This window comes from Fodinicola feengrottensis (assembly GCF_010993775.1).
Classification (GTDB): domain Bacteria; phylum Actinomycetota; class Actinomycetes; order Mycobacteriales; family HKI-0501; genus Fodinicola; species Fodinicola feengrottensis.
In genome coordinates this window covers 71,731-85,698 of record NZ_WOTO01000033.1, presented here as the reverse complement: position 1 = coordinate 85,698, position 13,968 = coordinate 71,731, and the positions used below count along the sequence as shown (strand labels likewise).

The following is a 13,968-nucleotide window of genomic DNA, read 5'->3' as shown; positions in this document are numbered from 1 at the left end:
ATGGGCCTCATTACCGCTTCGTAGGAAACAAGCAGTTGAGTATCGGGCGCCAGAGCGTGCTCTGAAACAGGGGTTTTCCACAGGGGGTTAGGTGGTCCGTTTCTTATCCACAGAAACGAAAACTGGCACCCCGACTGTCGGTAGCGGCCGGTAAAATCGGGTTATGAGCAGAAAACGAAAGGCGACCGCAGTTCACCGACCCAAACATGCAACCGTGGCGGACCATGCCACCGAGCTGGGTTCCTCTGCAGATGCTGGAGGAACTCGACCGGTACGGCCGGGCCGACGCTGATACCGCGCTGGCCGCGGTCGAGGCGCTGGATAAGGTGATTTCGTATACGCAGGCGATGCAGATGCGGTTCATGGACCGCTTCACCAACGCCCGCCCAGCCGTGGGCGCACCCTTCTCCAAATACGCGGCCGGTGAAATCGCCGCATCCCTGACCTGGAGCCTGTCAGCGGCTCAGAAACGGTTGAATTTGGCGTACCAACTCGTCCACGAACTCCCCGGCACCATGGCCGGGATGTCCCACGGTCACCTTGACTTGCGCAAAGCATTCACGTTCGCGGACCAGGTCGGCCACCTCTCACCCGAGGACGCTCGGAAAGTCGAAGAGAAAGTGCTACCCGGCGCCGATTCCAAGACGCCTCGATCGATCCGGGACAGGGCCCGCCGGGGAGGTCATCAAAATCGACCCAGCCGCTGCCGAAGCGCGTCGCAAGAGGCTGGTCTCGGAGAGGCGAGTGGAAAAGCAGCCTTGCGAAGACGGGATGGCTCTGCTGGGCGCTTTCCTGCCAGCAGAGTCCGCGGAGGCGATCTACCGTCGCATCGATACGATCGCTCGCAGCCTTAAAACCAAAGACGAGTCCCGCACCATGGACGCGCTACGCGCCGACGCCCTCACCGATCTCTGTCTGGGCGTGCCGAGCAACGTACGCACCAAAAAATCGAACTCCGCGTCGACGCCACCACGTTGATGGGCCTGGACGACAACCCCGCGATCCTGAGTGGATACGGGCCGATGACCGCGCAACGCGCCCGCGAACTCGCCGGCGACGAAAACAGCGAATGGTACCGAATCCTCACCGACCCCGTCAGCGGTGTCGTGATCGACCACGGCCGTACACGCTACCGCCCTACCAAAGCGCTACGCGACCTGGTCAACGCACGCGACCAACGATGCTGCGGACCGGCCTGCAACCGGCCGGCGGCGACCTGCGAGTTCGACCACACCATTCCCTTTCGTGATCCAGCAGGGAAGACCGCGTACGACAGCGCCGGACCGGCATGCAAATTCCACAACGACATCAAAGAACACGGCTGGACCGTCACCCAACCGACGCCGGGCCATTTCCTTTGGACCAGCCCCACCGGTCGAACGTACGACGTCACCCCCAACGACGAATACCCACCACCACCGTTCTAGCGGTTGGAAGGGCGCCCGGTGATCCCGGGTTCACCACATCCAGCGAGAGTCGCTGGGTCAAGCACGTCTACTGCCAAGACGGGGATGTCATAGTGGGCTTTCCGACGATGGTGGGCCGGATGCGGTTGTTGAAGTGGAGCATCCGGCGATCGTCAAGGCCGCGAAGAAGCGGGTTCTGTGATGCATTTCGACAACGATGCGCCGATTCGATCGGACTGTCACAGCGGCACCACCTGGGCCCGACAGGCCAGACCCCGGTGGTGGAGAAGCCAGGTCAAGCAACCTCCCACACCATCAAAATGCTCTTCCGCCAGGCGCCAGAAACACAGGGCGCATCGGCAGTAGCCACAAGAAAACCCCGCCCCACCACCGGTCTTTGGTGGCGGGGCGGGGTTTTCTTGTGGCTGGTAGACGAGACGCCGCACCCTCGCAGTCACGGCTTTAACCAGGGCGCTCATCTCTGCAGTCACACCGCTTTTAACGAGTGTTCTCGCTTCCGCAGTGCACACTGCTCTTAACCAGGGCGCACTCCACAAACCCGAGCTACGTGAGGATTTTGCGTTTGACGAAGAAGGGCCGGATTTTGGCGGCGGTTTGTTGGCCGTACAAGGCCCTCGCGGTGGCGACGACGTTGTTGGCGGCGGCGGCGAAAGAGGTGTCGGGGGCGTAGTAGAACTGGGACTGGATGATGAGCTTGTCGGCCTTCTGGCGGCCCAGGGTGCGGTTGATCTCCCACAGCGCGGCCGACGACCAGATCTCGCCGTCGTCGTGGACCTCGCCGGTCTTGTCGTCGGTCGTCTTTTTGGTGTCCAGGCGCCGAATGCAGTGTGGGGCGTCGGTGTACGAGGTGGAGTCCCAGTCCATCAGGCACGCGGGGTCGAAACCCTTGCCGTTGGGCAGCGAAAGGGTGCCGGCCAGGTAGTCGCCGAAGCCTTCGCCGATCGCGCCGGCCTCTTCGCTGGCACCAAAACCGGGCACCTGGTCGTCCTGGACGGCGTGGCCGTATTCGTGCTGCACGACCTCGAGGTCCTCGGCGTCGTCGACGCCGCCGGTGCCGGTGGTGATCTGGTCGGTGCTCGGGTCGTAGAACGAGTTGTCGTCCGGAATGCCGTCAGTCAGGAGGTCCTGCGGCTCGGCGTTGACGTCGGTCAGGCCGAGGCTGCGGATGTAACGCTGGGCCACGGTGACCGCGTAGTACGCCGAAACCTGCTCGAATCCGGGCTGGTTGCGCTTGAAGTTGAACAAGTGCGTCTTGGAGCTGACCGCGTCGGTGTTGACGATTTTCGCCCATTTGCCGACCAGGTGCGTCGGGTCGGTCAGATCGGTCAGCAGCTTGAACTTGTACGCCTTCTGAATCGCCGGGTAGTCGGCGTCGTCCTGGTCGGTCAGCGATTCGTTTTCCAGCGCTACCACCGGGTTCGGGTCGAACACCTGGCCGATCGCGTCATAGTTGTCCGACAGCGGACTGACTTTCAGCGTCTGCTTGGTGGTGGCGTCGACCAGCGTTTCGATGCTGCCGCCGGCGCCCCGGCTGGTGACCTGCCAGACCAACCGCGAGCCGGCGCCGCCAATGACGCCCAGCTTGGTGGAGACCGCGGTTTGGGTGGCGTCCGTACGACCGCCTGTTTTGTTGACGGCACGAGCAAATTTCGTCGCCGCGGCCTGTGCGGTCTGGGCTGCCTGAGCGGCCGGCACGGTCGCGCTGGTGGTCACGTTCGACGGCACCTGCTTGCGCGCGTCGGTCACTGAGGACACCCGCCCGGAGCGGTCCAGATGTTTGGCGTACCAGCCGTTGACGACCGGCAGGCCTTTGTACGTCTGCTGGAACCACTCGTGGGTGCCCAGCAGGGACGTACGCGTCTGGATAAGGCTGAGGCCGTCGGCGGTGGCCGGGGCGGCCGCCGCCGGCAGCCCGGACGCGACCAGGGTCGAGGTGGCCAGCGCCGCGACGAGCGCGACTGAGCGCACTCTCCGGCGGACAACGGGTGGACGCATGCGGTTTCCTCTCGGATGCGAACAAGTATTCGCACCCTACCTAAACCACAGGGGTAGTAAAGGCACATAAATGACTCTTAAGGTGAAGGCCCTCTTCTCCTGCCCGATCCGGACGGCGTCGCGGGCGTGACGCCGGCGGGACCGGGGTGTGCGCAGGAGAAGAGGGCCCTCTGGTGGCGGCGGGGATGGGAAGTCCCCGCTCGCCGGGATCAGGTCGGTGAGTGGTGCCCGGCGCCGGCCACCCGGGTTGAGCGGATGGCCGGCACCGGAGTTGGGAGATTCTTGGTTACCGTACGGTGAAGTCGACGGTCTGCGTGTCGGTCATGACCTGGTAGCCGCCGGGCAGCACGGTGGGCACCGCACCGCCGTCCACGTCCCCGGGCGTGACCGCGAGCTGTTTGGCTGCGATCGGGACGGTCACCGTTTGCGATGCGCCGGCCGCGAGCGTCACCCGCGCGAAGCCGACCAGCTGCTTGTTCGGCATCAGCACCGGACTGACCGGCCGATGCAGGTAAAGCGGGATCACCGCGGTGCCGGCTCGGGACCCGGTGTTGCTGACGGTCACGCTCGCGGTTGCCGTGCCATGGCGCGAAATCGTCGGTGTCACCGCGAGGCCGGAGGTGGTGAATGTGGTGTACGACAAGCCAAAACCGAAGGGATAGGCCGGGTCGTACGTGTTCGTTCCGTTGGCTGGCAGCGTCTGATACGACATCGGCTCGTCGCTGGCGACCTTCGGCCACGACACCGGCAGCTTGCCGCTGGGGTTGGCGGTACCGAAAAGCACGTCGGAAACCGCGTGCCCGCCCTCGGTGCCAGGCAGCCACGACTGCAGGATCGCGTTCGCGTCGGCGATCGAGCCCAGCGCCCGCGGCCGGCCGGTCATCAGCACCACGATCACCGGCTTTCCGGTTGCCTGCAACGAATCCACCAGTTGCTGCTGGGCCGGGGTGAAAGCCGGGTCACGTACGTCCCCGGGCCCTTCCGCGCCGGCTTTTTCACCCAGCACCACGACAACCGCGTCCGCGCCACTGGCTTTGCTGACCGCGTCGGAGGCAGTTGGCGCGTACGTGATCCGATCGCCGGCGACTTCTTTCATCGCCTGCAACGGTGTCACCACCGGCGGCTTGGGGGAGTTGTCGTCCGGCACGCCCTGCCAGCCGATCGTCCAACCACCCATCTGCTGGGAGAGGTTGTCCGCGCTGTCACCGGTGAGCACGATCTTGGAGGTCGCCGGGTTCAGCGGAAGCACGTTGTTCTGGTTGCGCAGCAACACAATCGACTCGGTCGCTGCGGTACGGGCCAGTGGCCGGTCGGCGTTGTCGACGGTTTTGTTGGCCGTACTGGCATCCACGTACGGGTGCTCGAAAAGGCCGAGCTTGAATTTCAGGGTCAGGATGCGGCCGACCGCCTGGTCGATCCGGGCCCGGCTGACCGCGCCGGACTGCACGTCCGCGAGGAGCCCGGAGGTGAAGGCGTGCGCGTCCGCCGGTTCCATCGCCATGTCGACGCCGGCGTTGACCGCCAGTGCTATCGCCTGCGGGTACGTGGAAACCAGGTGATAGCTGCTTTGCAGTTGCGCGATGTCATTCCAGTCGCTGCACACCACACCGGTGAACCCGAGCCGGTCCCGCAGTTGGGTGGTCAGCATGTATTTCGAGGAATGCACCGGAATGCCGTTAACGGAACCGGAATCCGGCATCGCCACGTCCACGCCCGCGTTTATTTGGGCGGCGAAGGACGGCAGGAAAATGTCCTGCAGGTAGCGGACCGGGAGCTGTGCCGGCGTACGGTCGTGGCCGCTTTGCGGTTCGGAATAGCCGGCGAAGTGCTTGGCGGTGGCGGTGAGTTGCCCGCTGGACTGCAGGCCGGTGACCGTACTGGCGGCCAGCGCGCCAGCCAAATACGGGTCTTCCGAATACGTTTCGTAGTAGCGACCCCAGCGAGCGTCCCGGGAAACGTCTGAGACAGGCGCGAAATCCCAGTTCACGCCGGTGGCGACCATCGCGTTCGCGGTGGAAACTCCGAGCTGGCGGGCCAGCGTCGGGTCCCAGGTCGCGCCGACGCCGATCTGGTGCGGGAAAAATCGTCGCCCCGGCCACGTCGTTGTGCCCGTGCACCCCGTCCGCGCCGTAGATGATCGGGATGGGCAGCCGGTTGTGTGTCAGCGTGTAATGCTGGATGCCGTTGATCGTGTCGGCCCAGTTTTGCGGGCTGTTATCGGGGAAAGCGCCGTCCCCGCCACCTGACAGGATCGATCCGGCGTGGTTGGTCACCAGCACGTCGGCCAGGCACGAGTCGACCAGCGGCCCGTTTGTTGTAGTCGCAGTTCCCGCGCAGCTTGCCGACCCGGATCTGGACCATCTGGCCGACCTTCTCGGGCAGCGTCATCTTGTGCAGCAGGTCCGCGACGCGCGCCGCGACCGGAGCCTTGGCGTCTGTGTACGCCACCGGGGCGGCGGCGGTCGCGCTGCTCCCGCCGCCGGCCGCGAACCCGGCTCCGACCAGCGCCAGCGCGGACACCGCGGCGGGCAGGAGCAGGCGTCTTTTCGGTAACCCAAATTTGCTCGGCATCGGGTCTCTCCCGCGAATGAAGATGTGTGCACTGGGCGACCGGACTCTGCAACAGTGATCTAGGTTACGTCAATACCTGACGAAAAATCGGGCCTAATGTCGGTTTTTTTTTTCGTTCGAGTCCTGAACGTAGTTTCCGTTCGGGCAAGATCTGCGGACATTAATTCATCAGGGGTTGAATTATTGCCCTGGCGTCCATAGGCTCCGCACGGAGGCAAAATTCACCGTGGAAGGCGTACATATGTCCAAGCACTACCTTTTCACCAGCGTGTCCGCGTCCGGGCACCTCAACCCGACCCTCCCGCTGGTGCGTGAGCTGGTCGACCGCGGTCACCGGGTCAGCTACGTGACCGACGCCAAGCGCCGCGTCGAAGTCGAAGCGGCCGGCGCGACCCTGGTCCCGACGGTGTGGGGCGGCGTCGACGCGGGCGGCGCATTGACCTTCGGGCCGGAGATGGTGCTCGGCCGGATCCGCCACCTGATCGCCGAAACCCGGGCCAGCTACCCGGTCCTGATGGAACGGTTCGAGCGGGACCGGCCGGACGCCGTCTGCTTCGACATCAGCACGCTGCTGGGCCGTGTCCTCGCCGAGAAACTGGCCGTACCAGACATCACGCTCGTCCCGGTTTTCGCCGCCAACGAACATTTTTCGCTGTTCAACAGGATGCTGCCGGTGGTCGACGAGGCCACCAGGGAGCAGATGATGGCGGAGCTGGGCGAACTCGCCACCGAGCTGGGCCTCGCCGCCCTCCCGCACCCGGTGGCCGGGCCGCCGTCGGACCGTACGATCGTCTTCATCCCGCGCGAGTTCCAGCCGGCCGGCGACACCTTCGACGACCGGTTCAGGTTCGTCGGGCCGTTGGTTGGCCAGCGGCCGGACCGCGGCGACTGGCAGCCACCGACCCAGGGCCGGCCACTGCTGTTCATCTCGCTCGGCACAGTTTTCAACAACCGCCCCGATTTCTTCCAGATGTGCGTGGCAGCCTTCGGCGACGGCAAGTGGCAGGTCGCGATGGCCACCGGAGGCGTCGACCCGGCGCTTCTTGGTGACTTGCCAGCGAACTTCGACGTACGCCCAACCTTCCCGCAGACCCTTGTCCTGCAGCACGCCGATGCTTTCCTTTCGCACACCGGCATGAACTCGACAATGGAATCGCTGCTCTACGGCGTACCGCTGGTCGCGGTGCCGCAACAGCCAGAACAACAAGCCAACGCCGAGCGCGTCGAAGAACTCGGCCTGGGCCGCCGCCTCGTCACCGACGACATCACCGCCACCATGCTGCGTACGGCCGTGGACGACGTCGCCGCCGACCGCGGCATCCGCACCCGACTGGACGAAATGCAAGCCATCATCGCAAAAGCCGGTGGCGCGGTGGAGGCGGCGGATTTGGTGGAGGCTCGGTAGTCTTTTGCATTTTCTTTTGGATTTTCTCTTGGGCTTTCTCTTGGGCTGCGTCCCCGGCATCCGAGTCGGCTGAGGGGGACTGCGTCGAGTCGCGGCTTGTGTTGAGTGGTGTTGTCGCTCGTATCAACTCTGACTGTTGCGAAACGGTGGCCTTGGCTAGGGCGGTGTTTGCTGCGGAGGTGAGCGCCTTGGTTAAGGGCGTTGTTTGCTGCGGAGGTGAGCGTCCTGGTTAAGGGCGTTTGCTGTGAGGGTGCGTCGTCTCGTCTACCAGGCATGAGAAAACCCCACCCCGACACCAAAGGGCGGTGTCGGGGTGGGGTTTTCTCGTGCTTACTGCCGATCCGCCCTGTATTTCTGGCGCCTTCGGCGCGGGCGCGTCGTCGACTACGGCTACGAGAGCCGGTCCTCAGACCCTGCAAAAACCGCAGGGTCTGAGGACCGACGCCCCTGCCGGAGGGGCGACAAACGTCGGCCTGGCGGCCGATGGCGCCGGACGGGGCTGGGTCCCGTCGAAGTGCGCCAACTGTGGTTTAACCGTGCTGTCCCGCACGGGGTGAGAACACGGGCTGGTTCCGTCGAAGTTGGTCAACTTGGTTGTGAACGTGACGGTCCCATTGAAGTTGGGATGCGGGATCGTTCCAGAAATGGGGTGCGGCGGGGTAGGGGGTGGCCGAAGGTGTGCCCGTTGGGGCGAGGGATGTGTCCCCCCGCTGGCCGGTAGGCCGGACTGGTCTTGGTTGTCATACTTTTGTGATGGCGTACGAACGGATCCCTCGCGACACCCCGATTGCCCGGGGTTCCCGGATCCAGCTGAGCGGCCCGCGACCTGTCGGCTATCCGGGCCTGCGCCCTGGACGGGCCACCGACGAGCCGCGGCAGCTCCTGGGCTTGCAACGGGTCGCGGTCAACATCGCCGCCACCCTCATCGCCAGCCCCCACCCGGACGACGACCTTCCGCGAGCTTGACGTTTTTGTCGTCGACACGACGAAAAAAACCCGGCGGCGGTTTAGCCTTCGTACGTGAGGTGTTCGGCCTTGTCCAGGGCCAGCGCGAGGGCGCCGAGGGCTTCGGCCCGCTCGCCCAGCGCGGCCGGTACCACCTCGGCGGTGGAGGCGGCGCTGGGAATGGCATAGCGCCGAAGGACCGTACGCATCGGATCCAGCAGCATGTCGCCGGCCTCGACGAGCTCGCCGCCGACCACAATGACCTCCGGATTGAGCAGGTTGGCGAGGTTGGCGATGGCGACCCCGATGTGCCGGCCGGCGTCGGCCAACACGCGCGCGCAGCCAGCGTCCCCCCCGCCCGGGCCCGCGAGATCGCCGCCGGCAACGTCATCGGCCGCCCGTAGGCCTGTTCCAGCAACCGCAGCAAAATTGGTACGCCGGCCAGCATTTCCAGGCAGCCACGGTTGCCGCAGCGGCAGATCGGCCCGTTCTCGTCAATGGTGGTGTGGCCGATCTCGCCGGCGGTACCGGCCCGGCCGCGGAACAGCTCGCCGGCGATCACCAGGCCGGCGCCGATGCCGGTGGATGCCTTGATATAGGCCGAATCCCGGCGCCCGACGCTGGCGCCCCAGGTCATCTCGCCAAGCGCGCCGAGGTTCGAGTCGTTGTCCACTACCACCGGCAGATCGAGCCGCTCCCGCAGCGCGCGTCCGTCCTCGGCCCGTACGCCCACCCACGCCGGCAGGATCGACGACGAGCCGACCAGGCCGGTCCGCAGGTCCACTGGCGCCGGCAGCCCGACGGCGACCGCCGCGAGTTCGTCGCGACTAGCGTTGATGCTGGTCAGCGCGTCGTCCAGCAGCCGGATCGCGGTGTCCAAGCCGGCTGCGGCGGTCAGGTCGGTGGCCAGCCGGACGGCCCGCTCGGCCAACACCGGACCGCCGCTGCCACCGCTCGTACCGACCACGACCCGCAGGTGCCGGTGGTCGACGTCGATGCCGGCGGCCAGCGGACCGCCGCCCAGGCCCAGCGCACCCGGTTCGCTCGCCGGCCGTTGCTGGTCGCCACGCTGACCTGCACGGATCCGGCCGCGGTGAGGGTACGTACGATCGCCGACACGGTCGCCGGGGACAGCCCCGTCCGCCGGGCCAGGTCAGCTTGGCTGGCTGGCCCGCGGCGCAGCGCCTCCAGCACACGTCGGGTGTTGGCGGCCCGCAGCGACGCCGTCGACGCGGGGATGCCGGCCATCGGTCAGCCGGTGCGCAGGACGATGAAGGACTCGGCCTGCCGGCCTGGCCCGAGCCCGAAATCGGCGGCGCGGGTGGTCGAATACCGCCGGATCCGGGCTTCCATCGCGTCCGGGTCGGCCATTTGCGAGACGTGTGACCGTAAAGCGGCGATCTTCGCGTCCATGGCGTCGGTGATGTCCACCCCGAAATCCGGACCGGGAGCGTCCATCAGCCACAGTTCGCTGACCGTCCACGGCTGCAGACCCTCGGCGAGCAGCTCCGGATGCGCGAAAGCGTTGCGGGCGTCCGGAAAAATCGCCGCGAAGGCGGCCTCGCCGACCGCCTTGTGGTCCGGGTGGGCGGTGCCGAGCCGGGAGTAGTCGCGCTCGATCGCCGGCGCCAACACCCGTTCCGGGCGGACCTGCCGGATCACCCGGCTGAGGTCCCGGCGCAGCTCGTGCGTGACGTAGACGGCACCGTCCATATAGCCGTCCAGGAACCGCACGTCGGTGACCCCGACAGCGGCCGCCGCGGCGCGCTGCTCGGCCTCCCGGATCCGCGGGATCTCGGTCCGTGGGGTGTCGTCGAAACCACCGGCATCACCGCGAGTGACCAGGCAATAGGTCACCTCGACGCCGGCTTTGGTCCACTGCGCGACGGTGCCGGCGGCGCCGAAGTCGAGGTCGTCGGGGTGGGCGGCGATCGCGAGCACCCTGCTGATGTCGTCAGCCGGCGTGATCGATGGCGGATATGTCATGTCGCCGAGCGTACTGGGGCTCACCACCCCTGCCGAAGGTAACGACGTGGCGTGGTTACAGCGGGCCGCGGCCTGATTCCAGCACGAGCATGGCCACTCGTACGCCGATGGCGCCGAGGCCCCTGCGGTAGCGCTCCAGGATCCGCTGTTCGCGGGACAACACCAGCCGGGGGCCGCCGGCCGCGCGGCGGGCCTTGCCGACCTCGCCAGAGATCCGGGATCGCTCGTTCCAGAGCTCGATGATCGCGGCGTCGATCTCGTCGATGCGTACGCGCCACTCGCCGATCTGGTCATCCGGCGTGGCGGTGGTGGTGGGCTGGGTGGTCACGGTTGCTCCTGGGGTGAGGTTCCGGCTGCCAGCCTCGGACATGAAAAAAGCCCCGGCTGTCAGCTCGGGGCGAGTGGTCTGGGTAGCGCGATCAGTCCACGGCGGCCGAGGCTCGGACGCCGTAGAAAAATCGGGTGTGCTGCGAGTGCATGCCGCTAGTCTGCCACGGCGATGGCCGTTTGTGGAACCGTCGTCCCACACTTCAAGATCCACCCCAGCAGCGCTGTGGCGCTAGGGACGAAACACCCGGCGCCGGTCGAACGTGTGTTCAGCGTCGGCGCCTACACTGGGGCACGATGAGTACCCTTTTCGACGTTCAGGTACCCGCCGGTGAACAGCCCGCGAAGCGGCGTCGCGGCGGGCTGGATCCTGACCGTCTGCTGGAGGGGCTGAATGACGCCCAGTCGGCCGCGGTCACGCACGCCGGCAGTCCGCTGCTGATCGTGGCCGGCGCTGGGTCCGGCAAGACCCGGGTCCTTACTCACCGGATCGCCTATCTGCTGGCCGCCCGCAATGTGCCCCGGTCAGATTCTCGCGATCACCTTCACCAACAAGGCCGCCGGCGAGATGAAGGAGCGGGTCAGCGGGCTGGTCGGCAATCGGGCCCGGGTGATGTGGGTGTCGACGTTCCACTCCGCGTGCGTGCGGATCCTGCGCGCGGAAGCCAAGACGATCGGCATGAAGAGCAGTTTTTCCATCTATGACGCCGATGATTCCCGGCGGCTGATGACGTTGGTGGCCCGCGAGCTGGATCTGGATCCCAAGCAGTATCCGGCTCGGGCGTTGACCGGCAAGGTCAGCAACCTGAAGAACGAGCTGGTCGACCCGGCGGAGTTCTCGGCCCGGGCGGCCGGTGCCGCGGACCGCGCGCTGGCCGAGGCCTACACGGCCTATCAGCGCCGGCTGGCCGAGGCGCACGCGATGGACTTCGACGACCTGATCATGACCACGGTCAACATGCTGCGCGCCTTCCCGGCGGTCGCCGAGCACTACCGGCGGCGGTTCCGGCACGTGTGATGGTGGACGAATATCAGGACACCAACCACGCGCAGTACGCGTTGATCCGCGAGTTGGTCGGTGGGATGCCCGAAAAGCGCACGGTCGACGGCGATCTGGTACGCCCGCAAGCCACCGAGTCCGACGAGGAGGACCTGCCGCCGGCCGAGCTCTGCGTGGTCGGTGACGCGGACCAGTCCATTTATGCGTTCCGTGGGGCCAGTATTCGCAACATCATGGAATTCGAGCGGGATTACCCGAATGCCCGGACAATCCTGCTGGAGCAGAATTACCGCTCCACTCAGACAATCCTTTCCGCGGCCAACGAGGTCATCACCCGGAACACCGAGCGCAAGCCAAAAAACCTCTGGTCGGATTCCGGTGATGGCGAGAAGATCCGGCTTTACGTGGCGGACAACGAACACGACGAGGCGGCCTGGGTGGCCGGCGAGGTGGACCGGCTGTGCGACGCGGACCAGACGCGGCCCGGCGACGTGGCGATTTTCTACCGTACGAACGCACGCACAGTCCCGGGTTTTCGAGGAAATCTTCATCCGGGTCGGGTTGCCGTACAAAGTGGTCGGCGGGGTGCGGTTCTACGAGCGCAAGGAAGTCCGGGACGCGCTGGCCTATTTGCGGGCGCTGTCCAATCCGGACGACACGGTGAGCGTTCGGCGCATCCTGAATGTGCCCAAGCGGGGCATCGGCGATCGTGCGGAGGCCTGCGTGGCCGCGCTCGCCGACCGGGAACGGATCTCTTTTTTGGCGCGGCGCTGGAAAAAGCGCGCAGGCGCCGGGCATCTCGACCCGCGCGATCAACGCGATCGCCGAGTTCACCGCGGTGATGTCCAACGTACGAGCCAAAGTGGAGACCGAGGCGCCGGCTGAGCTGCTGGAGGAACTGCTTGGCTCGACCGGCTATATCAGCGAGCTGGAGGCGAGCACCGACCCGCAGGACGAGTCCCGGGTGGAAAACCTGCAGGAACTGGTCAGCGTGGCCCGCGAGTTCGCCGACCGGGCGGGCGGCCGCCGCCGGCGATCCGATCACGCTGGCCGGGTTCCTCGAGCAGGTGGCGCTGGTCGCGGACGCCGACTCGGTGCCGGACGCGCCGGAGGATGGTGAGTCCGGCCGCAAGGCCGGCATGGTCACTTTGATGACGCTGCACACCGCGAAGGGCCTGGAATTCCCGGTGGTGTTCCTGACTGGCCTGGAGGACGGCGTCTTCCCGCACCTGCGCTCGCTCGGCGACGCGAAGGAGCTGGAGGAGGAGCGCCGGCTGGCGTATGTCGGCATCACCCGCGCCCAGTCCCGGCTCTACCTGTCCCGCGCCTTCACTCGTACGGCGTGGGGCCAGCCGCAGTACAACCCGCCCTCGCGGTTCCTGGAGGAGATCCCGGCCTCGCTGATCAACGTGGACCGGGAGGAACCGAGCCGGGCCGAGCGGTCCCGGTGGAACGGCAGCAGCGCCCAGGAGAAGCTCGCGAACCGGGGCATGACCTCAACGTATTCTCGCCCGACCCGGTCCAGAGCGGCCTCGGCCGGCCCTGGAGGTCGGGAGGTTCCGGTGCTCGATGTCGGCGACCGGGTCACCCCACGACAGCTTCGGGATGGGCACCGTCGTCGGGCTGCGGGGGCGTCGCTGAGAAGCAGCAGGCCGAGGTCGACTTCGGTTCGAACATCGGGAGGAAATGGCTGCTGCTGCGGTTCGCCCCGCTGGAGAAGATTTGATCGACTGCTACACCTGCGCCCAGGAAGCTGGGCTGGCGACCGCGCCGCCGCGCGAGCGGATCGCGTACGACGACCACTGGCGGGTCGCGCACGTCATTACGTCCTCGCTGCCCGGCTGGCTCGTGCTGCTTCCGCGCCGGCACGTGACCACGGTCGCCGAACTCACCGACGACGAGGCCGCCGCGCTGGGCAGCTGGCAAGTGCGGGTTTCCCGTGCCTTGCACGCCGAGCTGGGCTGCTCCAAGACATATGTCGTGCAGTTCGCCGAGGCGGCCGGCTTCAGCCATGTCCACTTCCACCTGGTGCCGCGGCTGCCGGACCTGCCATCCACCCAGGTGGGTCCGAAGATTTTCGCGCGCCTCGGAGTGGCCCCCGACCTGCAGGTTTCCGAAGCCGACATGGACGCTCTCGCGGCAGGTCTAAGCCGCCGTCTCCGCTAGCCGCTCGTACGTCCGGAACGCGTCAGCCCTGGGTCCACCGATCCGGGTGGCGGAGGCGTACTCACCGGACGTCGGTCGGATCGCGGCGAGAGCTACCAGGATTCGCTGGCGTTTGAGGCGTACCCGAAGGGGTAAACCTGCCGCAT

Annotated in this window: 12 protein-coding genes and 3 pseudogenes; 7 read left to right on the top strand and 8 right to left on the bottom strand. The window is 66.5% G+C overall.

The window, feature by feature from the left end:
- Positions 1–206 precede the first annotated feature (206 nt).
- The 3 genes and pseudogenes from GNX96_RS65025 to GNX96_RS27855 form a co-directional block, all read left to right on the top strand.
- Positions 207–605, top strand: a pseudogene (locus GNX96_RS65025) (DUF222 domain-containing protein); the annotation flags it as partial.
- Complete coding sequence (locus GNX96_RS27860; RefSeq protein ID WP_279581660.1) at positions 541–978, top strand: DUF222 domain-containing protein; 438 nt, start codon at positions 541–543, stop codon at positions 976–978. The pseudogene GNX96_RS65025 and the gene GNX96_RS27860, both read left to right, overlap by 65 nt.
- The gene (locus GNX96_RS27855) at positions 978–1,427 is read left to right on the top strand and encodes a hypothetical protein (RefSeq protein ID WP_279581659.1); all 450 of its coding nucleotides are present in this window, start codon (positions 978–980) and stop codon (positions 1,425–1,427) included. Before GNX96_RS27860 ends, GNX96_RS27855 begins: the two co-directional genes overlap by 1 nt.
- A 543-nt stretch (positions 1,428–1,970) precedes the next feature.
- Here GNX96_RS27855 and GNX96_RS27850 read toward each other — a convergent pair.
- The 4 genes and pseudogenes from GNX96_RS27850 to GNX96_RS27840 all read right to left on the bottom strand — a co-directional run bounded on the left by GNX96_RS27850 (position 1,971) and on the right by GNX96_RS27840 (position 5,993).
- Positions 1,971–3,422 carry a M4 family metallopeptidase gene (locus GNX96_RS27850; RefSeq protein WP_163570604.1) on the bottom strand — a complete coding sequence of 484 codons (1,452 nt, stop codon included), beginning with the start codon at positions 3,420–3,422 and terminating at the stop codon, positions 1,971–1,973.
- A gap of 286 nt (positions 3,423–3,708) precedes the next feature.
- Entirely contained in the window at positions 3,709–3,948 is a 240-nt protein-coding gene (locus GNX96_RS55715; RefSeq protein ID WP_279581671.1) for a fibronectin type III-like domain-contianing protein, read from the bottom strand.
- A gap of 120 nt (positions 3,949–4,068) precedes the next feature.
- Positions 4,069–5,493 (bottom strand): annotated as a pseudogene (locus tag GNX96_RS27845) (glycoside hydrolase family 3 protein); the annotation flags it as partial.
- 143 nt (positions 5,494–5,636) lie between these two features.
- Complete coding sequence (locus GNX96_RS27840; RefSeq protein ID WP_163570599.1) at positions 5,637–5,993, bottom strand: hypothetical protein; 357 nt, start codon at positions 5,991–5,993, stop codon at positions 5,637–5,639.
- 241 nt (positions 5,994–6,234) lie between these two features.
- On the opposite strand from GNX96_RS27840, the gene GNX96_RS27835 reads away from it, so the two are divergent.
- Together GNX96_RS27835 and GNX96_RS27830 are read left to right on the top strand one after the other, a co-directional pair.
- Complete coding sequence (locus GNX96_RS27835; RefSeq protein ID WP_163570597.1) at positions 6,235–7,398, top strand: macrolide family glycosyltransferase; 1,164 nt, start codon at positions 6,235–6,237, stop codon at positions 7,396–7,398.
- Between the two features lie 753 nt (positions 7,399–8,151).
- Positions 8,152–8,364 (top strand): hypothetical protein, encoded by a 213-nt coding sequence (locus GNX96_RS27830; RefSeq protein ID WP_163570594.1) that lies wholly within the window; start codon positions 8,152–8,154, stop codon positions 8,362–8,364.
- Here GNX96_RS27830 and GNX96_RS67375 read toward each other — a convergent pair.
- From GNX96_RS67375 to GNX96_RS27815, 4 genes are read right to left on the bottom strand one after another with little or no spacing between them, the layout of a single operon-like run.
- Positions 8,321–9,310 carry an ROK family protein gene (locus GNX96_RS67375; RefSeq protein WP_452124491.1) on the bottom strand — a complete coding sequence of 330 codons (990 nt, stop codon included), beginning with the start codon at positions 9,308–9,310 and terminating at the stop codon, positions 8,321–8,323. The two genes, GNX96_RS27830 and GNX96_RS67375, sit on opposite strands and share 44 nt — an antisense overlap.
- Positions 9,238–9,591, bottom strand: a complete 354-nt coding sequence (locus GNX96_RS55700; RefSeq protein WP_279581658.1) for a MarR family transcriptional regulator — start codon at positions 9,589–9,591, stop codon at positions 9,238–9,240. The genes GNX96_RS67375 and GNX96_RS55700 overlap by 73 nt, the downstream gene beginning before the upstream one ends.
- Positions 9,592–9,594: 3 nt before the next feature.
- Positions 9,595–10,353: a PIG-L deacetylase family protein gene (locus tag GNX96_RS27820; RefSeq protein WP_279581657.1), complete on the bottom strand. Its 759-nt coding sequence runs from the start codon at positions 10,351–10,353 to the stop codon at positions 9,595–9,597.
- A 31-nt stretch (positions 10,354–10,384) separates the two neighbouring features.
- The gene (locus GNX96_RS27815; RefSeq protein WP_279581656.1) at positions 10,385–10,657 is read right to left on the bottom strand and encodes a chorismate mutase; all 273 of its coding nucleotides are present in this window, start codon (positions 10,655–10,657) and stop codon (positions 10,385–10,387) included.
- A 296-nt stretch (positions 10,658–10,953) separates the two neighbouring features.
- Between GNX96_RS27815 and pcrA the strand changes: the two are divergent.
- Positions 10,954–13,382: pseudogene (gene pcrA, locus GNX96_RS65020) on the top strand (DNA helicase PcrA).
- Complete coding sequence (locus tag GNX96_RS27805) at positions 13,379–13,822, top strand: HIT family protein (protein WP_279581655.1); 444 nt, start codon at positions 13,379–13,381, stop codon at positions 13,820–13,822. Before pcrA ends, GNX96_RS27805 begins: the two are co-directional and overlap by 4 nt.
- Positions 13,823–13,968: the final 146 nt, after the last annotated feature.

Coding starts and splice junctions, on each gene's coding strand:
- GNX96_RS27855 (WP_279581659.1), top strand. CDS start 978: ATGGGCCTGGACGACAACCCCGCGATCCTGAGTGGATACGGGCCGATG.
- GNX96_RS27850 (WP_163570604.1), bottom strand. CDS start 3,422: ATGCGTCCACCCGTTGTCCGCCGGAGAGTGCGCTCAGTCGCGCTCGTC.
- GNX96_RS27840 (WP_163570599.1), bottom strand. CDS start 5,993: ATGCCGAGCAAATTTGGGTTACCGAAAAGACGCCTGCTCCTGCCCGCC.
- GNX96_RS27835 (WP_163570597.1), top strand. CDS start 6,235: ATGTCCAAGCACTACCTTTTCACCAGCGTGTCCGCGTCCGGGCACCTC.
- GNX96_RS27830 (WP_163570594.1), top strand. CDS start 8,152: ATGGCGTACGAACGGATCCCTCGCGACACCCCGATTGCCCGGGGTTCC.
- GNX96_RS55700 (WP_279581658.1), bottom strand. CDS start 9,591: ATGGCCGGCATCCCCGCGTCGACGGCGTCGCTGCGGGCCGCCAACACC.